Raw genomic sequence first — 23,387 nt, forward strand, 5'->3', positions numbered from 1 at the left:
AGGGGCGACGATGCCCACCCCGTTCCACAAGCTCGTCCTCGCCGCAGCCCTGCTGGCGGCGACCGCCACCACCTCGCCGCCGGCCGCGGTCGCTGCTCCCGGCAGCCCGGCCCTGACCCCGCCGCTGGGCTGGAACAGCTGGAACAGCTTCGGCTGCGGCATCACCGAGAGCCAGGTCCGCCAGGCCGCCGACGCTATGGTGTCGTCGGGCATGCGCGACGCCGGCTACCAGTACGTCGTCGTGGACGACTGCTGGTTCGACCCGCAGCGCGACGCGTCCGGTGCCCTGCGCTCGCACCCGACGAAGTTCCCGAGCGGCATGAAGGCCCTCGGCGACTACATCCACGCGCGCGGCCTCAAGTTCGGGATCTACCAGGTGCCGAACGAGCGCACGTGCGCGCAGACCACCGGCGCCCACCCCGGCTCGACCGGCAGCAAGGGCCACGAGGTCCAGGACGCGCGCACCTTCGCCTCCTGGGGCGTCGACTACCTGAAGTACGACTGGTGCTCCGGCGCCGGCACGCGCGACGAGCAGGTCGCCCGGTTCACGATCATGCGCGACGCCCTGCGCGCCACCGGCCGCCCGATCGTCTACAGCATCAACCCCAACAGCTTCCACCCCATCACGGGCGACCGGTACAACTGGGGCGAGGTCGCCGACCTGTGGCGCACCACCGAGGACCTGCTGGACATCTGGCAGAACGGCAACACCAACAGCTACCCGATGGGCGTCGGCAACGTCGTCGACGTCACCGCCCCGCTCGCCGTCCAGGCAGGCCCCGGCCACTGGAACGACCCGGACATGCTGGTCGTCGGACGGCCGGGACTCACGCTGACGGAGTCCCGCTCGCACTTCGCGCTCTGGGCGTTGATGGCGGCGCCGCTGATGGCGGGCAACGACATCCGCACGATGTCGGCCGACGTGAGCGCGATCCTGCGCAACCAGCGCCTGATCGCCGTGAACCAGGACCGGCTCGGCGCGGGCGGCCGCCGGGTCCGCGACGACGGCGCCACCGAGGTCTTCGCCAAACCGCTCTCCGACGGCTCGGTCGCCGTCGGGCTGTTCAACCGGGGCGGCGGCACCGCGACCGTCGCCACCACGGCCGCCCAGATCGGTCTCTCGGGAAGCGGCTTCACGCTGACCGACCTGTGGACGGGTGGCACCTCGACCACGTCCGGCGCGATCTCCGCCTCGGTGCCCGCCCACGGCGTCGCCGCGTTCCGGGTGAGCGGCGGCAGCCCGATCCAGAACACCACCTCCCGGCTGCGCGGCGCGGGGTCGAACCGCTGCCTCGACGTGGAGAACGGCTCCACGGCCTCGGGAGCCGCCGTCGTGGTCCAGGACTGCCTCACGCCCGCCTCCCAGCACTGGGCGTCCTGGGCGAACGGTGAGCTCCGCGTGTTCGGCGACAAGTGCCTCGACGCGTACGACCAGGGCACGACCAACGGCACGCGGGTCATCGTCTGGCAGTGCAACGGCCAGGCCAACCAGCGGTGGACGCTCGGCTCCGACGGAACGGTCCGCAACGCCGGCGCCGGGCTGTGCCTCGACGTCGAGGGCGCCGCGACCGGGAACGGCTCCCGGCTCGTCCTGTGGACCTGCAACGGCCAGTCCAACCAGAGGTGGGCGCGATCATGAGATGGGTTCCGGCAGGAGCGGCGCTGTCCGCCCTCGTCCTGGTGGCCGCGGGTGTCGCGGCGAGCACCACGGCGCAGGCGGCGCCGGGGTGCTCGGTCACCTACACCAAGACCTCCGAGTGGCAGGGCGGCTTCGGGGCGTCCGTGTCCATCACCAACACCGGTGACGCGATCACCGGCTGGACGCTGGAGTGGACCTACGAGTCGGGCCAGCAGGTCGGGCAGCACTGGAACGCCGTGATCACGCAGAGCGGCGGCCAGGTCAGCGCGCGCAACGCCCCCTACAACGGGTCCGTGCCGACCGGCGGCAAGGTCGAGTTCGGCTTCAACGCCACGGCCGGCTCCACCAACACCGACCCGGTCTCGTTCCGCCTCAACGGCACCACCTGCAGCGATACGGGAGGCCCGACCACGACCACGACGACCACCACCACCACGACCCCGGCCCCGGCGTCGTTCACGAACCCGGTGCTGTGGCAGGACTTCGCGGACATCGACATCATCCGGGTCGGCGACGCGTACTACTACTCGGCGTCGACCATGCACTACTCGCCGGGTGCTCCCGTGCTGCGGTCCTACGACCTCGTGAACTGGGAGTTCGCCGGGCACTCCGTGCCGCGCCTGGACTTCGGCTCCAAGTACGACCTCAACGGCGGCAGGGGGTACGTGCGCGGGATCTGGGCGTCGTTCCTCAACCACCGCAAGAGCAACAACACCTTCTACTGGGGCGGCTGCGTCGACTTCGCCCAGACCCACATCTACACGGCCACGTCGGTGGACGCGCAGTGGTCGAAGCTGTCGACGATCAACAAGTGCTACTACGACGCCGGGATGCTGGTCGACGACAACGACACGATGTACGTCGCCTACGGCAACACGACGATCAGCGTGGCGCAGCTGTCGGCCGACGGGAAGTCCGAGGTGCGGTCGCAGCAGGTGTTCCAGACGCCGTCCAACATCGGAACCCTGGAGGGCGCCCGGTTCTACAAGCGCAACGGCAGCTACTACATCTGGCTCACCAGGCCCGCGAACGGCCAGTACGTCCTCAAGGCCTCCAGTCCCTTCGGCCCGTACACGGTGCAGCAGGTGTTGCTGGACATGCGCGGCCCGATCCAGGGCGGGGGAGTGCCGCACCAGGGCGGCATGGTCCAGACGCAGAACGGCGACTGGTACTACATGGCCTTCGTCGACGCCTACCCCGGCGGCCGCGTGCCGGTGCTGGCCCCGATCACCTGGACCTCCGACGGCTGGCCGCGCGTCACCACGGTCAACGGCGCCTGGGGGGTGAACTACCCGAGGCCGAACCTGCCGTCGAGACCGGTGAAACCGATGACCGGTGTCGACACCTTCGACGGCACGGCGCTCAAACCGCAGTGGGAGTGGAACCACAACCCGGACACGACGAAGTACAGCGTCAACAACGGTTTGCGGCTGTCCACCGCGACCGTCACCAACGACCTCTACAGCGCCCGCAACACCCTCACCCACCGCGTCCAGGGCCCGACCTCGACCGCCACCGTCACGCTGGACCTCGCGTCGATGCGCGACGGTGACCGCACAGGGCTCGCGATGCTGCGCGACTCGTCGGCGTGGATCGGCGTCAAACGCGACAACGGCCGCAACCGGGTGGTCATGGTCAACGGCCTCACCATGGACAGCAGCTGGAACACCACGGGCACGGGAACGGAGGTGGCGAGCGCGGCCCTGTCCGGCACGAGGATCTGGTTGCGCGCCAACGCCGACATCCGGCCCGGCAGCGGACGCCAGGCCCGGTTCTCCTACAGCACCGACGGGGTGAACTTCACACCGCTGGGCACCGGCTTCACGCTGAAGAACGAGTGGCAGTTCTTCATGGGCTACCGCTTCGGCATCTTCAACCACGCCACCCAGGCGCTGGGCGGGTCCGTCGCCGTTCAACGCTTCGAGCTCACGACTCCATGACGCCGTTCTCCAGCAGCGTGCGCCTCAACGCGCGCAGACCGTGGTGCAGCCGCGACTTCACGGCGCCCTGCGGCAGCTCCAACGCCTCGGCGAGCTCGGCGACGGACTCACCGCGGTAGAAGGCCCGCACGACCACCACCCGGTGCTCGGGCTCCAGCGCCGACAGCGCGTCGGCGACGAGCGAGGCGCCGGGTGGCAGGTCGTCGCGGGCCTTGCGCGTGGTCACGGACGCCCGCCCTACCCGCGCAGGGCGGGCGAACGTCCGTCCAGGCAGGACAGCAGGGCGCGGCGATCGACCTTGCCGCGCCCGGTGGTCGGCAGCGCGTCGACCGGAACGATCAGCGTCGGCACGCAGTAGTGCGGCAACCGCTGCGAGACCGCGAGCTTGGCCAGCTCCGGCGCCGCCGTCCGGGGACTGATGAACCCGACCAGCCTGCCGTCGTGCACCAGGGTCGTGGCCTGCTCGCAGTCCGCCGCGCGTTCCAGGGCGGCGGTGACGGTGTCCAGCTCGAACCGGTACCCGAGCACCTCGACCTGGTCACCGGCGCGGCCGTGGTGCTCCAGCTGCCCGTCGGCCGTCCACCGGCCCAGGTCGCGCGTCCGGAACATCAGGCGGCCACCACCGAGGAACGGATCGGGGCGGTAGCGCCGCGCCGTCAGCTCGAGGTCGCCCACGTAGCCGGCGGTCACGCCCGCGCCGCCGACCCACATCTCCCCGATCTCGCCGGGGGGAAGCGGCTCCTGCGCGTCGTCGAGCACGTACACGGTCGTGTTCGGCACCGGCCGCCCGATGGTGAGCTGACCGCGCCCGGTCTCGTAGCGCTGCACGGTGTTGACGATCGTCACCTCGGTGGGACCGCACGCGTTGTGGAAGGTGGTCCGGCCGGACCACCTGTCCGCCAGCGACTGCGGGCAGCGCTCACCGGCGACGGCGACCGTGCGCACCCGCGGGCACGCTTCGGGGTCCACAGTGGCCAGGACGCTCGGCGTCGCGATCAGGACGTCCACCGCTCGAGCCGTCGGCCGGACGTCCTCACCGCGCAGCACGAGCGTGCCGCCGTTGGCGAGCGTGCCGAGCACCTCCCACATCGCGAGGTCGCAGCCGATGTCCAGCAGCTGCGCCACCCTGGTGCCCGGCGTGATCCCGAGTGAACCGGGAGCGGTGAGCAGGAGGTTGCACAGGCCGGCGTGCGAGATCCGCACGCCGCTGGTGCCGGTGAAGACGACGGCGGCGATGTCCGACTCGGCGGTGTTGGTGCGGCAGAACGACCCCACGTCGGGCAGGGTGTCGATCTCGACGACCGCGGCCAGGTGGCCGGGCAGGGTGTCCGCGCTCGTGGTGAGCACGACGTCGATGCGCGCGACGCGGACGGCGTGCCGCAGCTGCGCCTCCGGCGTGGTGCTCACGTCCAGCGGCACGTACGACGCACCTGCTTTGAGCACGGCGAGAACGCCCACGACCATGGAGATCGACCGCGTCAGGAACAGTCCCACGTGGTCACCGGGGCGCACGCCGCGGCGGACCAGGAACTCCGCCAGCAGTCCGGCCTTGGCGTCGAGCTCCGCGTACGTCAGCGACTCGCCGAGGTGCTCCACGGCCGTCAGCCGCGGATGCCGCGCGGCGTGCGCCTCGAAGGCGTGGTGGACGTGGTCGAACGGAGGGGTTCGGATCGGTCCGGCGCCGTACGACTGGAACAGCGCGCGGTCGGCGGCGGACAGCTCTCCGAGAGCGGGTTCGAGGAACTCGGCTGTCACAACGGCCTCCTCTCGTGCGGTGTTCTCCATCTTGAACGAGACAGACCACCGAACGCGGACGAGTTGTCGAATCACCAGTCGAATCGATCAAGTTCCTGTGCCGCAGCAGCTTGCCGCACGCAGCCGACGCAGGCAGAGTCGCGGTGTGGACGAAGGCACCAACATCGTGATGATCAACCCCGCCGGCCAGGTCCTGCTGTACCTGCGCGACGACAAACCCGGCATCCGGTTCCCGAACACGTGGTGCCTGCCGGGCGGCTACCTGGAGGAGGGGGAGCGGCCGCACGAGTGCATCAGGCGGGAGATCGAGGAGGAGATGGGCGTGGTGCTCGCGCCGGAGGCCGTCCACTCGTTGTGCTCCGAGCGGAGGCCGTACGGCGTCGAGCACACGTTCTGGGCGGAAGCCGACCTCGACCTCGGTCAGGTCGTGCTCACCGAAGGGCAGCGCCTCAGGTGGTTCACCCGCGAGGAGGTCGAGGCGCACGAACTGGGGTACGAGGACAACGCCGTCCTCGCCGAGTTCTTCGCGCGCCACGACCGGGGCGACCTGACCACCTGACCGTCACCCGGACAGCTGATCAACCTCGGGCCGACCCCCCGCACGCGACCTGGTTCAGTCCGTCGTGGACAGCTGGAAGACCGTCTCCTGCCGGTAGACCTCACCGGGCCGCAGCACCGCGCTCGGGAAGTCCGGGCGGTTCGGCGAGTCCGGGAAGCGCTGGGCCTCCAGGGCGAAGCCGGCGCCGCGGCCGTAGGGACGGCCGCCGGTGCCGACCAGGTCGTCGGTCAGGAAGTTGCCCGAGTAGAACTGCAGGCCCGGCTCCGTGGTCCACAGGGTGAGCAGGCGGCCCGACTCCGGGTCGCACGCCTGCGCCGCGAACGACGCGCCGGAGGAGTCCAGCACCCAGTTGTGGTCGTACCCGCCCGCGATGCCGAGCTGCGGGTGGGACGCGCCGATGCGGGCGCCGATCGCGGTCGGCAGCCGGAAGTCGAACGGGCTGCCCTCGACCGGTGCGGGGTCCCCCACCGGGATCAGGTCGTCGTCGACGGGGCAGTAGCGGCTCGCGTTCAGCATCAACGACTGGCGGTGCACGTCGCCGCTGCCCTCGCCGGCGAGGTTCCAGTAGGTGTGGTTGGTCAGGTTGAGCACCGTCGGCGCGTCCGTCGTCGCGTGGTAGGCGATGCTCAGGCGGTTCTGCCGGTCGAGCCGGTACGTCACCTGCGTGGTCACGGTGCCGGGGAAGCCGCCGTCGCCCGCCGGGCTGACCAGCTCGAGCCGCACGCCCACGCTGTCGGCTTCGTGCAGCTCGGTCGCCGACCACACCTTCGTGTCGAAGCCCTCCGGCCCGCCGTGCAGGCTGTTCGGGCCGTTGTTGAGCGGGAGCCGGTGCACCACGCCGTCGAGCGTGAACGTGCCGCGGGCGATCCGGTTGGCGTACCGGCCGATCAGGGCGCCGAAGAACACCCTGTTCGCGCCGGGCTCGCTGTTCTTGACGTAGTCGTCGAGCGAGGAGAACCCGAGCACCACGTTGGCGGGCACGCCGTCGCGGTCCGGCGCCTCCAGCGACTGGACCACGCCGCCGTAGTCCAGCACCCGCACGGTGAGCCCACCCGGCCACGCCAGGACGTACCGGTGGACGTCGGCTTCACCGACCCGGCCGAACGGCTCGCGGACGATCCCGGGTTCCCGCTGCGACATCGAACTCCTCGAATCAGTTGACCAGGGCCCGGCGGTGCTGGGGCCGGATCCGTTGTGGTGCGGCGCTTTCGGGAGTCGGCGTGACCGGGACGGCCAGACCGTCCCCGCCGAACCTCATCCTGTCGATCGTGGTCTCGCGGTGCGTGCCGTCCCCGCCGGGGAGGGCGAAGCGGTGGTGGACCAGGTACCAGTCGTCGGTGCCCGGTACCTGGAGCATCGAGCTGTGGCCCGTGCCCAGGATCCCGAGCTCCGGCTCCTCGTTCAAGATCAGACCCCTGTTCGTGAAGGGGCCGGTGGGCTCGGAGCGGTGGCGTAGGCCACGCGGTAGTCCTCGCTGCGGGTGTCGTCGACCGACCAGCTGAGGTGGTAGGTCCCCTGGCGCTCCACCATGAACAGGCCTTCGCGGAAGTCCGCCGGCCCGGTGAGCCGGGTGGTCGCGGCCGGGCCGTAGGAGATCACCTCGTCGTCGGACGACCGCCAGGTGATCGTCGTGCCGTGTGAACCGGTGGTGGGCAGCGTCAGGCGGCCGCGGACGTCGCCGATGTTCGGCACCTCCAGCGCGGCCGCCGCCGCCCGCACGAGCGGTTCGGCGGCGGCCGGCGGCACCGCGGCCGTCACGACCGCGACGAGGCAGAGGTGGCGCAGGGGTGCCATGGTCGCCTTCGGTGGGTGATGGGTCAGGCGCGGCGCTTGGTCCAGACGTCGTAGGCGACCGCGATGAGCAGGACGAGACCCTTCACGAGCATCACGCGCTCGCTGGGCGCGCCGATCAGCGACATGCCGTTGTTGATCACACCCATGATCAGGCCGCCGGTGATGGCGCCGACGACCTTGCCGACACCGCCCTGCACCGCCGCGCCGCCGATGAACGCGGCCGCGATGGCGTCGAGCTCGAAGGACATGCCCGCCGTCGGCCCGGCCTGGTTGAGCCGTCCGGCGAAGATGACGCCGGCGAGCGCGGCGAGAGCGCCCATGTTGACGAACACCCAGAACGTGACGGCCTTGACCTTCACGCCGGACAGCGTGGCGGCCTGCAGGTTGCCGCCGATCGAGTAGATGTGCCGCCCGAACACGGAGTTGTTCGCCATCAGCGAGTAGCCGAGCGCCAGCGCCGCCAGCAGCACCAGCACCCACGGCAGGTTGCGGAACCGGGCGAGCTGCACCACGACGGCCATGACGACGACGGCCACGCCCACGATCTTGAGCACGAACACCGGCATCGGGTCGACGGTCTGGCCGTACCCGAGCCGGGCCGAGCGCTTGCGCCACTGCGACAACGCGAAGCCCGCGACGCACAGGCCGCCCGCCAGCAGGCTCACGAGGTCGGCGCCACCGAGCGGGCCGAGGCCGACGTTGCCGAGGTAGCCGCCGGTGAACCCGTTGGCGAGCGACCGGATCTCGTCGGGGAACGGCCCGATGCCCTGGTTGCCGAGCGTCGTCAGGGTGAGAGCGCGGAACACCAGCATGCCGGCCAGCGTCACGATGAACGCGGGGATGCCGAAGTACGCGATCCAGTAGCCCTGCGCCGCGCCGATGACCGCGCCGGACAGCAGCGTCAGCAGCACCGCCACCGGCCACGGCAGTCCCCATTGGACGGTCAGCACCGCGCAGATCGCGCCGGTGAGCGCGACGGTGGAACCGACCGAGAGGTCGATGTGCCCGCCGATGATCACCAGGATCATGCCGATCGCGAGGATCAGCACGTAGGAGTTCTGCACGATGATGTTCGAGATGTTCTGCGGCTGCAGCAGTGCGCCGTCGGTCAGCACCGTGAACAGCACGACGATCAACGCGAACGCGACGTAGATGCCCGACTGCCGCAGGTTGACGTTGATCCGGCGGGACGGCCGCGGGGGAGCGGCGGCCGGAGCGGGAGCGGTCTTCGTGGTCATGAGCTCTGTCCTCGCGTCATGTACTGCATCAAGCGTTCCTGCGTGGCCTCTTCGCGGCTCACCTCACCGGTGATGCGGCCTTCGGACAGCGCGTAGACGCGGTCGCACAGGCCGAGGAGCTCCGGCAGCTCCGAGGAGATCACCAGCACCGCGCGGCCCTGGGCGGCGAGGTCGTTGATGATCGAGTAGATCTCGTACTTGGCGCCGACGTCGATGCCTCGCGTCGGTTCGTCGAGGATCAGCACGTCCGGGTCGGTGAACATCCACTTCGCCAGCACGACCTTCTGCTGGTTGCCGCCCGACAGCGTGCCGGTCGGCGTCGTCACGGTGGACGTCCTGATGCCCATCGACCTGCGGAACCGCTCCGCGACCGTGTACTCCTCGTTCTCGTTGACCCAGCCGCGCTTCGAGAGCTTGCCGAGCGCCGCCGCGGAGACGTTGCGCTGCACGCCCTCGATCAGGTTGAGCCCGTACCGCTTGCGGTCCTCGCTCACGTACGCGAGCCCGTTGCGGATCGCGGCCTGCACCGACCGGGTGTCGATCTCCCGGCCGTCCTTGAGCACACGTCCGGAGATGCCGACGCCGTAGGAGCGGCCGAACACGCTCATCGCGAGCTCGGTGCGGCCCGCGCCCATCAGCCCGGCGAGACCGACGATCTCCCCGCGCCGCACCGACAGCGTGGCGCCGTCGACGACCACCCGGTCCGGCTGCGCGGGGCTGTGCACGGTCCAGTTCTCGATGCGCAGCACCTCCTCGCCGATGTCCGGCGTGCGCGGCGGGAACCGGTGCTCGAGGTCGCGGCCGACCATGCCGGCGATGATGCGTTCCTCGCTGAGCCCCTGCGCGGGCAACGTCTCGATGGTCCTGCCGTCGCGCAGCACCGTGACGGTGTCGGCGATCCGGGTGACCTCGCCCAGCTTGTGGGAGATGATCACGCAGGTGATGCCCTCCGACCGCAGGCCCTCGAGCAGGTCCAGCAGGTGCTGCGAGTCGTCGTCGTTGAGCGCCGCCGTCGGCTCGTCCAGGATCAGGAGCTTGACCTCCTTGGACAGCGCCTTGGCGATCTCGACGAGCTGCTGCTTGCCGACGCCGAGGTCGTTCACCGGCGTCGTGGGGTTCTCGCGCAGCCCGACGCGGTCCAGCAGGGCCTGCGCCTCGTGGTTGGTGCGGTTCCAGTCGATGAACCCGCGCCGCGCCCTTTCGTTGCCCAGGAACAGGTTCTCCGCGACGGAGAGCTGACCGCACAGAGCCAGCTCCTGGTGGATGATCACGATGCCGCGGCGCTCGCTGTCGCGAACACCGCCGAATGCGCACGGCTCGCCCTCGAAGAGGATCTCGCCGTCGTACGTGCCGTGCGGGTGCACCCCGGACAGCACCTTCATCAGCGTGGACTTGCCCGCGCCGTTCTCGCCGCAGATCGCGTGGATCTCACCGCGCCGCACGGTCAACGAGACCTCGTGCAGCGCGGTGACACCCGCGAACCTCTTGGTGATGCCGCGCATCACCAGGACGTCGTCAGACACGTCGGCTTACCTGAGCTGGTCGGCGGTGTAGTAGCCGGACTCGATCAGTTCCTTCTGGTAGTTCGCCTTGTCCACGGGGACGGGCTGCAGCAGGAACGAGGGCACGACCTTGTTGCCGTTGTCGTAGTCCTTGGTGTTGTTGACCTCGGGCTTGCCGCCCTTGAGCACCGCGTCGGCCATCTTCACCGTGACCTCGGCGAGCTTCCGCGTGTCCTTGTGGATCGTCGAGTACTGCTCACCGGCGATGATCGACTTCACCGAGGCGACCTCGGCGTCCTGGCCGGTGACGATCGGGTACGCCTGCGCCGGCGTGCCGTAGCCGCTGCTCTTGAGCGCCGACAGGATGCCGATCGAGATGCCGTCGTAGGGCGAGAGGACGCCGTCGACCTTGGCACCGCCGTAGGTCGAGGTGAGGATGTCCTCCATGCGCTTCTGCGCGGTGGCCGGGTCCCAGCGCAGGATGGCGACCGTCTTGAAGTCCTTCTGACCGGACTTGACGACGAGCTTGCCCTGGTCGATCAGCGGCTGCAGCACGGACATGGCGCCGTTGAAGAAGAACGTGGCGTTGTTGTCGTCCGGCGAACCCGCGAACAGCTCGACGTTGAACGGGCCCTCGCCCTTGGCCTTGAGACCGGCCAGGAGGGAGTTCGCCTGCTCGACGCCGACCTTGAAGTTGTCGAACGTGGCGTAGTAGTCGACGTTCGGGCTCTTGCGGATCAGCCGGTCGTAGGCGATGACCGGGATCTTCGCGTCCGCCGCCTGCTGCAGCTGCGAGGTGATCGCGGTGCCGTCGATCGAGGCGACGATCAGCAGCTTGGCGCCCTTGGTGATCTGGTTCTCGATCTGGTTGGCCTGCGTGGGGATGTCGTTCTCCGCGTACTGGAGGTCGACCTTGTACCCCTTGCCCTCCAGGGCGCTCTTGATGTTGTCGCCGTCGTGGATCCAGCGCTCCGACGACCGGGTCGGCATGGTGACGCCCACCAGCGCACCCTCGCTCGAGGTGCTCTGCTGGTCGACCGTCTTCTGCGCCGAGCCGCAGGCGGCGAGGGTGACGGCGAGTGCGGTGGTGGCCGCTATCCGGACAAGCCTCATTGGTTCTCCTCGATGTCACCGACTGGCAACAGTGCTGTAGGCGAGGGAGTGTTATCGCTAACAACTTTGCCGTCAAGTGTCATCTGTATAACGCCAGGTTGGGCCTGTTAGCGCTCACAGCGAGGGGTTCGGCGGAGGTGGGCTGCCGGGCGGGTGCCGTGCGGCGTCGAGGGGCAATGGTCTGGTTGAGGTGAATTCTGGTGGGTGACGGCGGAGCTGGCAACGGGTGGCGGCGGATTGCTGTTCGGTCCTGTTCGTTGTGGGCTTTTGTTCGTCGCGTGTGGCTTGTCATGGCTGCGCGGGTCGGCTTGTGACGGCTCTCCGCCTGGTTCGGCGGGGTGGTGGGGTTTGGGTCGCGAAGTCGGTTGGGTGCGGTGGTCGCCTTGGGACGCGGAGGCGGCTTGGTGGGATGGTCGTTTCGGGTGGCGAAGTTGCTTGATGGGGTGATCGCTTTGGGGAGCGGGGTCGGCTTGGCGGGCTGGTCGCCTTGGGGTTGAAGTCCGGCTTGGCGAGGTCGTTCCGGGTCGCGACGTCGGCCTGGTGGAGTGGTCACCTTCGGCCGCGAAGTCACCTTGCGGGGCGGCCGCCTTCGGGGTGATGTCACCTTGAGGTGGCGGCCGCCTTGGGTCCCGCATCGCGCGTGGTTGAGGCGTCGCCACTCCGCCGCCTCCTCCGCAGCCCGGGGGTCAAGGCTCACGTTCGACTCAGCGGATGGTTCCGCCGGCGGAAGCCAAGCGCCCGCTGCCACCGGAGTGACAGCGGGCGCATCCCTGGTGCGTGCCTGTGGATCAGGCGGTCTTGCAGGTCTTGCCGTTGACCGTGTAGGACGTCGGATCAGTCCCGGCGCCCGACCCGTTCAGTCCGATGTAGACGGACTTGCCGGGGTCGACCTTGCCGTTCCAGGACATGTTGGCCGCCGAGACCTCCTGGCCGGTCTGGCTCCAGGTCGCCGACCACCCGGTGGTGACCCGCTGGGTGCCGGGGAACGTGAAGCCCAGCTTCCACGAGGACCAAGCGGAGGTGCCGGTGTTGGTGATCTTCACGGAAGCCGAGAGGCCGTCGGGCCAGCGGTGGGCGGTGAAGCCGACCTCGCAGTCGGACTTCGGGGTGGTGGTGCCGCCGGACTTCTCGGCTGCCCAGCCGGAGACCCAGGCGAGGGCCGAGTTCCAGTTGATCGCGACCTCGTTCACCGAGTAGGCGCCGATGTCGTCGACCCAGCACTTCTGCTGCGGGCAGCCCGTGAGCAGGCGTTGGGCGACCGGGTCCTGCAGTGCGCTGTTCGGGCCGCCGGAGAGGGAGCCCGCGGGGGCGATGGGGAGGCTCGGGTCGTTCTGGTGTGCCCAGAAGCGGTGGTGGGCGTTGACCATCGCCTGGTCGCCGTAGCCCGCGACGTAGGAGGTGCTGAGCGGGTTGCGGCCCTGGATGTAGTGCAGGGCCTCGAAGACGCCGTCGCGGTACTTGGTGGCTCCGGTGAAGTCGTGGGCCAGGGCGAGGACCTGGGCGTTGTTGAGGACCGTGGAGTTCGAGCCCCAGACGTAGCCCGCGGTGCTGTTGTCGTACGGGGTGGCGTAGCCCATCGACGCCATGGCGGTCAGGTGCTCGTCGGCCACGGTGGCGAACTTCTGCTTGATCGCCGCCACGTCCGCCGCCGGGAGGCCGGGGACCAGGGCGAGGGTGATGTCGCCCAGGGGTGCCGTGCCGCCCCAGTGGAAGCCGCCGCGGTTCAGGCTCGCCGCCTTGTAGTGCGGTGACGCGGTGACGTCGGTGCGGTAGGCGCTCTCACCCGTGGTGGCGAGCAGCTCCGACGCGGCCCAGTAGAACTCGTCGGTCACGTTGTCGTCGCTGTACGCGCCGCCGCCGGTGCCGTCGTTGGGGTCGGCGAGCTTGGCCGGGTTCGCCTTGGCCGCCGCGTAGGCCTTGCGGGCCGCCGCGAGCAAGGTGGCCGAGTAGGTGGCGTCGACGCCCTTCCACAGGCGGGACGCCTGGGCCGCCACCGCGGCCAGGTTCAGGGTGGCGGCGGTGCTCGTCGCCGAGAGGCGGCGGGGCTGGTCGTCCAGTTCGGGACGGGTCGGCAGGGCGGTCCAGTTGGCGTCGTGGACCTTGTGGTGCGCCATGCCGTCGGGCGCCTGCATCTTCAGCAGGAAGTCGACCTCCCAGCGGGCCTCGTCGAGGAGGTCCGGGACGCCGTTGGACTTCTCGGGGATGTTCAGCGAGCCGTCGCGGTACGCGGTGGCGTCGCCGAGCACGGACGCGCGCTCGTAGGCGTTGAGGAGCTGCCAGGTGGCGATGCCGCCGTTGACGACGTACTTGCCGTGGTCACCCGCGTCGTACCAGCCGCCGCGCACGTCGAGGGTGTAGCCGCAGGCGAGGTCCGCACGGCACGGCACGTTGTTGTCGCCCTGGTTGGGGGCGACGTTCACGTGGCCGGCGGGACGCGCGTACTCCTCACCGACGTACTGCGCCTCGATCGGCGTGCCGCTGCGCTGGTGGTAGAAGAACGCGAGCGAGTCGTAGCGCAGGCGCTTCACCGGGTCGGCGGAGATGTCGAACGGGAAGCTGCTGTCCTCGCCGACGGACAGCACGTAGCCGGTGCCGGCCGTGTCGAACGACGAGAAGTCGATCAGGTGCACCGAGTCGCCGGACGTGGCGTCCAGGCCCTTCGGCGTGCTCTGCCCGGACGCCACCGTCGCGCCCGCGGAGTTCTTGAGGGTCCACGTCTGCGGCGTCGTGGCCGTGGAGACGAGCGTCGCGCGCTTGGGCAGGCCCGGCACGTACGCCACCAGGTCGACCTGGACCTTCTTGGTGGGGTTGGGGTTCACCCCGCCGGGCGGCTTCACGCCGCCGATCACCGAGACGTTGTCGACGCAGATCGTGTTGTCGGACGGCTGGCCGCCGAGCTGGAACGCGACCTGGCCGTTGCCCGCGTCCGGGAAGTCCAAGGTGGACGTGAAGGTGAAGGAGAAGCGCTGCTTCTCCGGGGAGACCGTGAACTGCTGGCTCGCGATCCCGCGGTACGGGCTGACGCTCTCGCCCGCGGCGGCCGTCACCGGCTGCGCGGTCGTGGCGCGGGCGTCGAACGAGAACGTGTAGGACTGGCCCTCCTCGAACGGGACCCCGTTCTGGCCGATCAGGGCGTCCCAGGGGTTCGTGGTGCCGCCGGTGACCGCCGCGCACAGTTCGCCGCCGGTCACGCGGTGGGTGACGCCGGCGCCGGCCCACCAGGGGTCCGCCGAACCGCTGTCGAACGTGCCGTTGAGCACGCGCTCGTAGTCCGCGGCCGCGGCGGCGGACTGGAGCGAGGTCGCCGTCAGCACCGCGAGCAGGGTCGCGGCGAGGAGACGTGGGGGTTGCGATCTCATGCTGTGAGGTTCTCCGTCCTCGTCGACGGTGCGTCTGGGAGCGCTCCCAGGGGCACCGTAGGGCGAGTCCGGTGACGGCAACAAGCTCCGGTGCGGTCATCGGTCGAATTCGACGCGTGATTCGACTCGAACCGAACGGGGAGTCAGCGCAGGAGGCGGTCGAGGAGGTCGTGCCAGCCCGCTTCCGCCCGTGCGAGCGACCTGTCGCGCGGGCGGCCGAGGTGCTCGACGAGGACCACGTCCACCGACGCCAGCAGGGTGTGGGCGAGCAGGTCGGCGTCGGCGTCCGGGAGGACCTCGCGCACCAGCAGGGCCACGTGCCGGTGGCGCAGCTGCCGGGCGGGGACCGTGAACCGGCGTTCGGGCGAGGGCTCGGCGGCGAGGTAGAGGTCGAGGTGGGCGTGTTCGTGGCGCAGCAGCGCCGGGCCGAACGCGCGCAGCCTCGTCGCCGCGTCGGCGTCGGGGCCGAGCGGTGCGGGGCCGCTCAGGAACGCTTCCTGGAACTGGCGCTCCGAGTGGTCCAGCAGGGCCTGCAGCAACCCCTGCCGGTCGCCGAAGCGGCGCGACACCGTGCCCTTGCCGACGCCCGCCGCGGTGGCCACGGACTCCATCGTGATCGCCGCCGCCCCCCGCTCCGCCACCAGTCGCACGGCCGCTTCCAGCAGCAACGCCCTGTTGCGCACGGCGTCCGCGCGCAGGGGCGCCTCCGGGCCGACGAGGGGGAGAGGTGTGCCGTCGATCACCTCAGCAGCCTAGCCGGAAGATAAGCGGAACGCATCCCGTTTATGGTGTAGTCGTTCAACCGCACCCCGCACACAGGAGTCCCGCCATGACCGTCCGCATCCTCACGCTCGTCGGCAGCCTCCGCTCCGGATCGCACAACCGGCGGCTCGCCGAGGCCGCGGTCCAGATCTCGCCGGACCACGTCGAGGTCGGCGTGTTCGAGGGCCTCGACACCGTGCCGTTCTACAACGAGGACATCGACACCGAGGACGCCGTTCCCGCCTCCGCCGTGAAGCTGCGCGAGGCCGCCGCCGAGGCCGACGCGCTGCTGCTCGTCTCGCCCGAGTACAACGGCACCATCCCCGCCGTGCTGAAGAACGCCATCGACTGGCTGTCCCGCCCCTACGGCGCCGGCGCCCTGTCCGGCAAGCCCGTCGCCGTCGTCGGCACCGCGTTCGGCCAGTACGGCGGCGTGTGGGCGCAGGACGAGGCCCGCAAGGCCGTCAGGATCGCCGGTGGCGTGCCCGCCGAGGACCTGACCCTGTCGATCCCGGGTTCGGTGGTCCGCTTCGCCGAGCTGCACCCGGTCGACGACCCCGAGGTCACCGAGAAGCTGTCCGGTGTGATCGAGGGCCTGGCCAGCCGCGCGAAGGCCGCTGTCTGACCGCGAGCACGCCCTAGGCGCTCGCCCGGCGCACCAGCGACGTCGGCAGCAGCATCGACGACGGGAGCTTCTCCTCGCCGGCCAGTTCGGCGAGGAGGCGCCACGTCATGGTGCGCCCCAGCTGCTCGACGTCCTGGCGCACGGTGGTGAGCGGCGGCGTCGCGGTCGAGGCGAGCACGGAGTCGTCGAACCCCACCACGGCGACGTCGTGCGGAATCCGGTAGCCGCGAGCGTGGAGCACCCGCAACGCGCCCACGGCCAGGATGTCGGCCGCCACGAAGACCGCGTCGAGATCGGGTGCGCGTCGCAGCAGGTCCTCCATCGCGAACGCGCCGCTCTCGGGCGTGAAGTCGCTGCTGTGGGCCACGAGCTCCACGGGCATCCCGTGTTCGGCGAGCCCGCACCGCCAGCCGCTCAGGCGGTCCATGCCGACCGCCATGTCGTGCGGACCGGCGATCGTGGCGATCTTCTCGCGGCCCAGTGAGATCAGGTGGCGCACGGCCCCCAGCGCGCCGTTGAAGTTGTCCGCGTCGACGAACGGGACCGCGCCGCCCGCGAGCGGACGGCCGCCCGACACCACGGGCAGCCCCGTCTCGTGCAGGATCCTCGGCAACGGGTCCTCGCCGTGCAGGCTCACGACGAGCGCCCCGTCGACGTGCCCTCCGGTGAGGTAGGCGACCTGGTCCTCACCGTCGAGCGGCTGGTTCATCATCAGCAGGAGCTGGACGTGCCGTCCGGTGAGCTCGGCGTGCACCCCGCGCAGGATCCCGGCGAAGAACGGGTCCGCGAGGACCTGGCTGCCCTGTTCGGAGATCACGAGCGCGATCGCGTTGGCCTTGCTGCCCGCCAGGGTGCGCGCGGCGTGGTTGGGGCTGTACCCGAGCATGGCGATGGCGCGGTGCACCGCCTGGCGCGACCGCTCGCTCACGTACTTCTCGCCGTTGATCACCCTGGAGACGGTGGACTTCGACACCCCGGCCACGCGCGCTACCTCCTCGATGCGCGGGCCGGGGCGACGACTCCTGCCTTCCGTCATGAGGTGGCGACCAGCGCGTTGTCGCGTGCCACCCTGCTGAACCACCTCGCACTCATCTTCGGGGTGCGGATCTGGGTGTCGTAGTCCACGTGGACGATGCCGAACCGCTTCGCGTACCCCTCTGCCCACTCGAAGTTGTCGAGCAGCGACCAGCAGAAGTACCCGCGCAGGTCGACCCCCGCCTCGATCGCCGCGTGGGCGGCGCGCAGGTGGGAGGCGATGAAGCCGGTGCGGTCCACGTCGTCGATCGCACCGTTGCCGGTGAAGTCGTCGCGGAACGCGGCGCCGTTCTCGGTGATGTACAGCGGGAGCCGCGGGTAGTCCTGGTGCACCCGCATCAGCACGGTGGTCAGCCCGTCCGGCCTGACCTCCCAGCCCATGTCGGTGACCGGGGCGTTGCGGACGGGGAACGACGCGTGCTCCACGCCGACCCACGGGTTGCGGCCGCCGCCGTCGCCGTTGGGCGTCGAGCTGACGTAGTGCTCGGTGTAGTAGTTGACGCCGAGCATGTCCATCGGGCCGGAGATGACGCCGAGGTCGCCGTCCTTGATGTGGTCGCCGAAGCCGAACGGCTCCAGGTCCTCGAGGATGTCGGCCGGGTACTCGCCGCGCAGCAACGGGTCCAGGAAGATCCGTTGCTGCAGCCCGTCGAGCCGGCGGGCCACGTCGAGGTCGGCCGGGTTGTCGGGGTCGACCGGGATGATCGGGTACATGTTGAGCGTGATGCCGACCTTGGCGTCCGGCTGGGTCGCGCGGATGGTGTCGGCGGCGAGCCCGTGGCCGAGCAGCAGGTGGTGCACCGCGGCGACGGCGGCCTTCGGCTCCTGGCGGCCGGGGGCGTGGATGCCCGCGGCGTAGCCGAGGAACGCCGAGCACCACGGCTCGTTCAGCGTCGTCCACGTGCCGACCCGGTCACCGAGCGCCTCGACGGTGGCGGCGGCGTAGTCGGCGAACCGGAACGCGGTGTCGCGGTTGGCCCACCCGCCGTTCTCCTCCAGCGCCTGCGGGAGGTCCCAGTGGTAGAGCGTCGGCCACGGCACGATGTCGTGCGCCAGCAACGAGTCGATGAGCCGCTTGTAGAAGTCGAGACCCGCCGGGTTGACCTTCCCGCCGTCCGGCCGCACGCGCGGCCAGGCGATCGAGAAGCGGTAGGCCTGGAGTCCGAGGTCCGCCATCATGGCGACGTCCTGCTCGAACCGCCGGTAGTGGTCGGCGGCGGGTTCACCGCAGTCGCCGCCGACCACCCTCCCTGGCTGCCGGCAGAACTCGTCCCAGATGGAGTCGGTGCGGCCGTCCACGGCGGTCGCACCTTCCACCTGGAACGCCGCGGTAGCGGCTCCCCACAGAAATCCCTGTGGGAAAAGAATGTTCTCCATTTTCACCCCTTGACGGCGCCCTGCATCACACCGGCGACGATCTGCCGCCCGAGCACGAGGAAGACGATGAGCACCGGAACGGTCGCGAGCGTGGTTCCGGCGAGTACGAGCGAGTAGTCGACGTAGTAACCGCTCTGCAGCTTCTCCAGAGCGACCTGCAGAGTCGGGTTGTCGGCGTTGAGGACGACCAGCGGCCACAGGAAGTCGTTCCAGGACTGCATGAACGTGAACACGCCCAGCATCGCGGCGGCCGGCCTGGCGGCGGGCAGCGCGACGTGCCAGAACGCGCGCCACAGGCTGCAGCCGTCCATGCGCGCCGCTTCGACGAGCTCGTCGGGAATGGCGTCGACGAGGTACTGGCGCATCCAGAACACGCCGAACGCCGTGACGAGGTTCGGCACGATGACGGCTTCCAGCTCGCCGGCCCAGCCGAACTCGGCCATCGCCATGTAGAGCGGGATGATGCCGAGCTGCGTCGGCACCGCCAGCGTCGCCACGACGAACAGGAACAGCACGCCGCGGCCGCGGAACTTCAGCTTGGCGAAGGCGAACCCGGCGAGCGTCGACAGCAGCACCACCGAGAACGTCACCGTGCCGGAGACGACGAAGCTGTTGCCCAGCGCCTTCCAGAACGGGACCGTGTCGAACACGCGCACGGCGTTGGTCCAGAAGTTCCCGCCGGGGACCAGCGTGAAGTCGCCGGTCAGCACCGAGTTGTCGCGGCTCGCGACGAGGAACGACCAGTAGAACGGGAAGGCGGAGCCGAGCACGAACGCGGCGAGGATGCCGTAGATCGCGAAGGACGGTCGTTTCATCATCGGACGGCCCTCCTGGTGAGGAAGAAGTTGAGGACCGCGACACCGATCACGACCAGGAACAGCACCCACGCGATCGCGGAGGCGTAACCGAGGTCGAGCCCCTGGAAGGCCGACTGGTAGAGGTAGAGGACGACGGTCTGGTACTGGTGCTCCGAGCCGCCGCCGCTGCCGCCCGAGGGCTCGAACAGCTTCGGCTCGGTGAAGATCTGCAGGCCACCGATCGTCGAGGTGACGATCACGAAGATCAGCGTGGGCTTCAGCATCGGGAGCGTGATGCTGAAGAACCGCCGCAACGCGCTCGCACCGTCCACCAGCGCCGCCTCGTACACGTCGCGCGGGATCGCCTGCATCGCAGCGAGGATGATCAGCGCGTTGTAGCCGGTCCAGCGCCAGTTGACCATCGACGCGATCGCGACGTGGCTGCCGAAGGTGCTGGCCTGCCAGTCGATCGGGCTGATGCCGACCAGACCGAGCACGTCGTTCACGAGGCCGTACTGCGGGCCGAACAGGTTGCCGAAGATGATCGTCAACGCCACGAGGCTCGCGACGTAGGGCAGCAGAACGCCCATCCGCCAGCCGGTGCGGGCGCGCAGGTTCGCGTTGAGCAGCGCCGCGATCACGACCGCGACGATGATCTGCGGGACGCTCGAGAGCAGGAAGATGCTGAACGTGTTGAACAGCGCGTTCCAGAACTGGTTGTCCTCGAACAGCGTCCGGTAGTTCTCCAAGCCGATGAACAGCGGCTCGTCGGCGCCCACCTCCCAGTCGAACAGGGAGACGTAGGCGGTGTACAGCAGCGGGAAGAGCCCGATGGCGCCGAAGAGCACGAAGAACGGTGCGACGAACAGGTAGGGCGAGACCTTGGCGTCCAGGTTGGACAGCCGGTACCGCCGCGGAGGCCGCGGGCCGGCCTCCTGTGCCGGCCCGCGGTCCACCTTGGAGAGAGTGGCGGTCACTACTTGGCCGCCTTCTGAGCACCCTCGACAGCGGCCTTCCAGGCCTCTTCGGAGTTCTTGCCCTGCTCGACCGACTGCAGGGCCGGGCTGAACACCGTCTCCTGGATCTGGCCGTCGGCCGGGCCCTTGTACTGCGCGGCCTTGATCTTCTTGGCCTGGGTGGCGAACAGCGCGCCGGCCTTCACGTCACCGAAGTAGGCGTTGGTCTGCTCCAGCAGCTCCGGCGCGTCGAGAGCCTTGAGCTGGCTGGGGAAGGTGCCCTTGGCCTTGAACGCCTTGACCTGCTGCTCCGGCGCGGTCAGCCACGCGGCGAGCTCGGCGGCCTTCTTGGCGTTCTTGCTCTGCTTCGGCACGGTCAGGTACGAGCCGCCCCAGTTGCCGCCGCCGTTCGGGAACGCGTCGGTGACAGCCCACTTGCCCTTGTTCTCGGGGCCGGCCTGCGTCTCGACGACACCGAGCATCCACGACGGGCACGTCTTGGTGGCGAACTTGCCGAGCTTGAAGCCGGTGTTCCACTCGGGGCTGAACGCCGCGAGCCGCGCCGACTGACCCTTCGCGACGGCCGCGGTCACCGCGGTCCAGTCCTTCTTGATGTCGGCGTTGGTGTCGACGACCAGCTTGTCGGACTTGTCGTAGTAACCCGTCTCGAGCTGGTTGTGCATCGCGTTGTAGACCTGGGCCGCGCTGTCGAACCAGGCGACACCCGGAACCTTCGCGATGAACTGGTCACCGGCGGCGAAGTAGCTGTCCCACGTGGCGAAGAGCGCCTTCACGCCCTCGGGGTCGGACGGCAGGCCGGCCTGCGCGAAGAGGTCCTTGCGGTAGCACATGGCCAGCGGACCGATGTCCGTGCCGTAGCCGATGAGCTTGCCGTCCTTGGACGTGATCGCGTCGGTCTTCCACTGCAGCCAGCGGTTGTCCTCGATCTTCGGGCCGATCTCCTTGAGATCGTTGAACTGCCCGGACTTCGACATCACCTGGCTGAGGTAGCCCTCTTCGACGCCCTCGATGTCGGCGAGGCCGGAGCCGGCGCCGAGCTTGGTGAACAGGTTCTGGTGGTGGGGCTGGCCCTGACCGGTCTTGCGCTGCGTGATCTTGACGTCCGGGTGAGCGGCTTCGTACTCCTTGAACAGCTCTTCGTAGCCGAACTCGTTGAACGTCGCGATGGTGAGCTCGGTCTTTCCGTCTGCGGACTGGCTCGCTCCACCTGACCCGCACGCTGTGGTGGCGGCGGCGGACACGGCGGCACAGATCAGCACGCTGACCCAACGGTGTCGCACGGGAGAACTCCTCTGGTCTCGGCGGCGGGTTCTGGGAGCGCTCCCAGACGGGGAGGAGTGTCGTACCGGCTTCGAACGTGTGTCAAGACACACTCCGGGGTACACCAGGTGTTTCCGCCGTCGCTCGACCGGGTGACCTCGTGGTTTGCGGCTCAGGTCACAGTTGAGAAAACTGGGAGCGTTCCCGGAAGTGTGACCTTTGGGTTAACACTGAGTGCTGCGGCCGGTACGCAGAGCGCCAGCGCGGGCACGGCGAAACCCGCGCGCCCAGGGCCGGAGCGGGGGCGGCGGTGGGAGCAATGCCCTGGTGCGACTGGACGTGCGGGGATGAGGACGAACGGCGCGCGGCGACCGGGTCGATGGGCGGCCGCGCGGCGCCGCGGGTGAACGCGCGGGTGACCGGCGGTCGGCCGTGACCGGGGTCTGGAGGCCGGCGGAAGGGGCGAGGCCGTCGCGTCAGGCGCTCGCCCGGCGCACCAGGGAGGTCGGCAGCAGCAGCGACGGCGGCAGCCCGTCGTCCCCGGCCAGCTCGCCCAGCAGCCGCCACGTCATCGTCCGCCCGAGCTGCTCGACGTCCTGCCGCACCGTGGTGAGCGGCGGGGTGGCGGTCGACGCCAGCAGCGAGTCGTCGAACCCGACGACCGCCACGTCCTCCGGGATGCGCCGCCCGCGGGCGTGCAGCACCTGCAGCACACCCAGCGCGATGATGTCCGCGGCGACGAACACCGCGTCGATGCCGGGGGCGCGGTCGAGCAGCTCGGTCATCGCACGCGCGCCGCTCTCCGGCGTGAAGTCCGCCTCGACCACCAGATCGGCGGGCAGCCGGGCCTCACCCAGCCCCCGGCGCCAGCCGCTGAGCCGGTCCAGGCCCGCCGCCATGTCGCGCGGCCCCGCCACGGTCGCGATGCGGTTGCGGCCCAGCGAGACGAGGTGCCGCACGGCGTCGAGGCCGCCGGTGAAGTTGTCCGAGTCCACGAACGGGACCGAACTGGCGCCGAGCGGCCGCCCGCCCACGACCACCGGCAGGCCGATCTCCTGCAGGCGCTGGGGGAGCGGGTCGTCGCCGTGCAGGCTCACGAGCAGTGCGCCGTCCACGTGGCCGCCCGCCAGGTAGACGAGGAGGTCGTCGTGGTCCTCCGGGCGGCTCATCATGAGCAGCAGCTGGACGTGCCGGCCGGACAGCTCGGCGTGGACGCCGCGCAGGACGCCCGCGAAGAACGGGTCGCCGAGCACCCGGCTGCCCTGTTCGGAGACGACCAGCGCGATGGCGTTCGCCTTGCTGCCCGCGAGGGAGCGGGCGGCCTGGTTCGGGCTGTACTTCAGGTGGGTGATCGCCGTGTGGACGGCGTCGCGCGCCCTGGCGCTCACGTACTGCTCGTCGTTGATCACCCTCGAGACGGTCGACTTGGACACGCCGGCCAGCCGGGCGACCTCCTCGATGCGAGGGCCTGGCCGGCGATACCGGTCTACGTCCGTCATGACGCTCATCGTAGGAGCACGCGAACATCAATTCGAACGTGACGAAACGCCCGCGTGTCACCGTGAGAGCGCGACCGCAGCACGGCGCTGTGCGCGGGGTGCCGCTGGGATCGGGGCGGGACGCCTGTGCCGCGCAGAACGTCCCGCCCCGAAGAT

Annotated in this window: 20 protein-coding genes; 4 read left to right on the forward strand and 16 right to left on the reverse strand. The window is 69.9% G+C overall.

Features of this window, described 5'->3' with window-relative positions:
- Positions 1-10: 10 nt before the first annotated feature.
- Both V1227_RS02510 and V1227_RS02515 read left to right on the forward strand, forming a co-directional pair.
- Positions 11-1,639, forward strand: coding sequence for a glycoside hydrolase family 27 protein (locus tag V1227_RS02510; RefSeq protein ID WP_329790829.1), 1,629 nt, complete (start codon positions 11-13; stop codon positions 1,637-1,639).
- Entirely contained in the window at positions 1,636-3,579 is a 1,944-nt protein-coding gene (locus V1227_RS02515; protein ID WP_329790830.1) for a family 43 glycosylhydrolase, read from the forward strand. Before V1227_RS02510 ends, V1227_RS02515 begins: the two co-directional genes overlap by 4 nt.
- Here V1227_RS02515 and V1227_RS02520 read toward each other — a convergent pair.
- Entirely contained in the window at positions 3,566-3,805 is a 240-nt protein-coding gene (locus V1227_RS02520; protein ID WP_329790832.1) for a sigma factor-like helix-turn-helix DNA-binding protein, read from the reverse strand. The two genes, V1227_RS02515 and V1227_RS02520, sit on opposite strands and share 14 nt — an antisense overlap.
- 11 nt (positions 3,806-3,816) lie before the next feature.
- Complete coding sequence (locus V1227_RS02525; RefSeq protein WP_329790834.1) at positions 3,817-5,334, reverse strand: AMP-binding protein; 1,518 nt, start codon at positions 5,332-5,334, stop codon at positions 3,817-3,819.
- Positions 5,335-5,479: 145 nt separating this feature from the next.
- Between V1227_RS02525 and V1227_RS02530 the strand changes: the two genes are divergently transcribed.
- The gene (locus V1227_RS02530) at positions 5,480-5,893 is read left to right on the forward strand and encodes an NUDIX domain-containing protein (RefSeq protein WP_329790835.1); all 414 of its coding nucleotides are present in this window, start codon (positions 5,480-5,482) and stop codon (positions 5,891-5,893) included.
- Between the two features lie 54 nt (positions 5,894-5,947).
- On the opposite strand, the gene V1227_RS02535 is transcribed toward V1227_RS02530, so the two are convergent.
- From V1227_RS02535 to V1227_RS02570, 8 genes are all read right to left on the reverse strand, one after another.
- Positions 5,948-7,033, reverse strand: a complete 1,086-nt coding sequence (locus V1227_RS02535) for an aldose epimerase family protein (RefSeq protein ID WP_329790836.1) — start codon at positions 7,031-7,033, stop codon at positions 5,948-5,950.
- 13 nt (positions 7,034-7,046) lie between these two features.
- On the reverse strand, positions 7,047-7,298 hold the full coding sequence (locus V1227_RS02540) for a family 43 glycosylhydrolase (RefSeq protein WP_329790837.1): 252 nt from the start codon (positions 7,296-7,298) through the stop codon (positions 7,047-7,049).
- Between the two features lie 2 nt (positions 7,299-7,300).
- The gene (locus V1227_RS02545; RefSeq protein WP_329790838.1) at positions 7,301-7,687 is read right to left on the reverse strand and encodes an immunoglobulin-like domain-containing protein; all 387 of its coding nucleotides are present in this window, start codon (positions 7,685-7,687) and stop codon (positions 7,301-7,303) included.
- Between the two features lie 23 nt (positions 7,688-7,710).
- A complete protein-coding gene (gene mmsB / locus V1227_RS02550; protein ID WP_329790839.1) occupies positions 7,711-8,925 on the reverse strand; it encodes a multiple monosaccharide ABC transporter permease in 1,215 nt (404 codons plus the stop codon).
- A complete protein-coding gene (mmsA, locus tag V1227_RS02555) occupies positions 8,922-10,427 on the reverse strand; it encodes a multiple monosaccharide ABC transporter ATP-binding protein (RefSeq protein ID WP_329793941.1) in 1,506 nt (501 codons plus the stop codon). Before mmsA ends, mmsB begins: the two co-directional genes overlap by 4 nt.
- 27 nt (positions 10,428-10,454) lie before the next feature.
- Positions 10,455-11,540 carry a multiple monosaccharide ABC transporter substrate-binding protein gene (chvE, locus tag V1227_RS02560; protein WP_329790840.1) on the reverse strand — a complete coding sequence of 362 codons (1,086 nt, stop codon included), beginning with the start codon at positions 11,538-11,540 and terminating at the stop codon, positions 10,455-10,457.
- Between the two features lie 788 nt (positions 11,541-12,328).
- Positions 12,329-14,899, reverse strand: coding sequence for a glycoside hydrolase family 9 protein (locus V1227_RS02565; RefSeq protein ID WP_329790841.1), 2,571 nt, complete (start codon positions 14,897-14,899; stop codon positions 12,329-12,331).
- Positions 14,900-15,042: 143 nt separating this feature from the next.
- The gene (locus V1227_RS02570; protein WP_329790842.1) at positions 15,043-15,642 is read right to left on the reverse strand and encodes a TetR/AcrR family transcriptional regulator; all 600 of its coding nucleotides are present in this window, start codon (positions 15,640-15,642) and stop codon (positions 15,043-15,045) included.
- Between the two features lie 86 nt (positions 15,643-15,728).
- On the opposite strand from V1227_RS02570, the gene V1227_RS02575 reads away from it, so the two are divergent.
- Positions 15,729-16,286, forward strand: coding sequence for an NAD(P)H-dependent oxidoreductase (locus V1227_RS02575; RefSeq protein ID WP_329790843.1), 558 nt, complete (start codon positions 15,729-15,731; stop codon positions 16,284-16,286).
- Between the two features lie 13 nt (positions 16,287-16,299).
- On the opposite strand, the gene V1227_RS02580 is transcribed toward V1227_RS02575, so the two are convergent.
- From V1227_RS02580 to V1227_RS02605, 6 genes are all read right to left on the reverse strand, one after another.
- The gene (locus V1227_RS02580; protein WP_329790844.1) at positions 16,300-17,322 is read right to left on the reverse strand and encodes a LacI family DNA-binding transcriptional regulator; all 1,023 of its coding nucleotides are present in this window, start codon (positions 17,320-17,322) and stop codon (positions 16,300-16,302) included.
- Complete coding sequence (locus tag V1227_RS02585) at positions 17,319-18,698, reverse strand: GH1 family beta-glucosidase (RefSeq protein WP_329790845.1); 1,380 nt, start codon at positions 18,696-18,698, stop codon at positions 17,319-17,321. The genes V1227_RS02580 and V1227_RS02585 overlap by 4 nt, the downstream gene beginning before the upstream one ends.
- A 2-nt stretch (positions 18,699-18,700) precedes the next feature.
- Positions 18,701-19,513 (reverse strand): carbohydrate ABC transporter permease, encoded by an 813-nt coding sequence (locus V1227_RS02590; protein ID WP_329790846.1) that lies wholly within the window; start codon positions 19,511-19,513, stop codon positions 18,701-18,703.
- Positions 19,513-20,472, reverse strand: a complete 960-nt coding sequence (locus tag V1227_RS02595) for a carbohydrate ABC transporter permease (RefSeq protein ID WP_329790847.1) — start codon at positions 20,470-20,472, stop codon at positions 19,513-19,515. The genes V1227_RS02590 and V1227_RS02595 overlap by 1 nt, the downstream gene beginning before the upstream one ends.
- A complete protein-coding gene (locus tag V1227_RS02600; protein ID WP_374237528.1) occupies positions 20,472-21,752 on the reverse strand; it encodes an ABC transporter substrate-binding protein in 1,281 nt (426 codons plus the stop codon). Before V1227_RS02600 ends, V1227_RS02595 begins: the two co-directional genes overlap by 1 nt.
- A gap of 456 nt (positions 21,753-22,208) precedes the next feature.
- The gene (locus V1227_RS02605; protein ID WP_442916445.1) at positions 22,209-23,231 is read right to left on the reverse strand and encodes a LacI family DNA-binding transcriptional regulator; all 1,023 of its coding nucleotides are present in this window, start codon (positions 23,229-23,231) and stop codon (positions 22,209-22,211) included.
- Positions 23,232-23,387: the final 156 nt, after the last annotated feature.

This window comes from Lentzea sp. DG1S-22, from assembly GCF_036321065.1.
Lineage (GTDB): Bacteria > Actinomycetota > Actinomycetes > Mycobacteriales > Pseudonocardiaceae > Lentzea > Lentzea jiangxiensis.

Coding starts and splice junctions, on each gene's coding strand:
- V1227_RS02510 (WP_329790829.1), top strand. CDS start 11: ATGCCCACCCCGTTCCACAAGCTCGTCCTCGCCGCAGCCCTGCTGGCG.
- V1227_RS02515 (WP_329790830.1), top strand. CDS start 1,636: ATGAGATGGGTTCCGGCAGGAGCGGCGCTGTCCGCCCTCGTCCTGGTG.
- V1227_RS02535 (WP_329790836.1), bottom strand. CDS start 7,033: ATGTCGCAGCGGGAACCCGGGATCGTCCGCGAGCCGTTCGGCCGGGTC.
- V1227_RS02545 (WP_329790838.1), bottom strand. CDS start 7,687: ATGGCACCCCTGCGCCACCTCTGCCTCGTCGCGGTCGTGACGGCCGCG.
- mmsB (WP_329790839.1), bottom strand. CDS start 8,925: ATGACCACGAAGACCGCTCCCGCTCCGGCCGCCGCTCCCCCGCGGCCG.
- mmsA (WP_329793941.1), bottom strand. CDS start 10,427: ATGCGCGGCATCACCAAGAGGTTCGCGGGTGTCACCGCGCTGCACGAG.
- chvE (WP_329790840.1), bottom strand. CDS start 11,540: ATGAGGCTTGTCCGGATAGCGGCCACCACCGCACTCGCCGTCACCCTC.
- V1227_RS02565 (WP_329790841.1), bottom strand. CDS start 14,899: ATGAGATCGCAACCCCCACGTCTCCTCGCCGCGACCCTGCTCGCGGTG.
- V1227_RS02575 (WP_329790843.1), top strand. CDS start 15,729: ATGACCGTCCGCATCCTCACGCTCGTCGGCAGCCTCCGCTCCGGATCG.
- V1227_RS02580 (WP_329790844.1), bottom strand. CDS start 17,322: ATGACGGAAGGCAGGAGTCGTCGCCCCGGCCCGCGCATCGAGGAGGTA.
- V1227_RS02585 (WP_329790845.1), bottom strand. CDS start 18,698: ATGGAGAACATTCTTTTCCCACAGGGATTTCTGTGGGGAGCCGCTACC.
- V1227_RS02590 (WP_329790846.1), bottom strand. CDS start 19,513: ATGAAACGACCGTCCTTCGCGATCTACGGCATCCTCGCCGCGTTCGTG.
- V1227_RS02605 (WP_442916445.1), bottom strand. CDS start 23,231: ATGACGGACGTAGACCGGTATCGCCGGCCAGGCCCTCGCATCGAGGAG.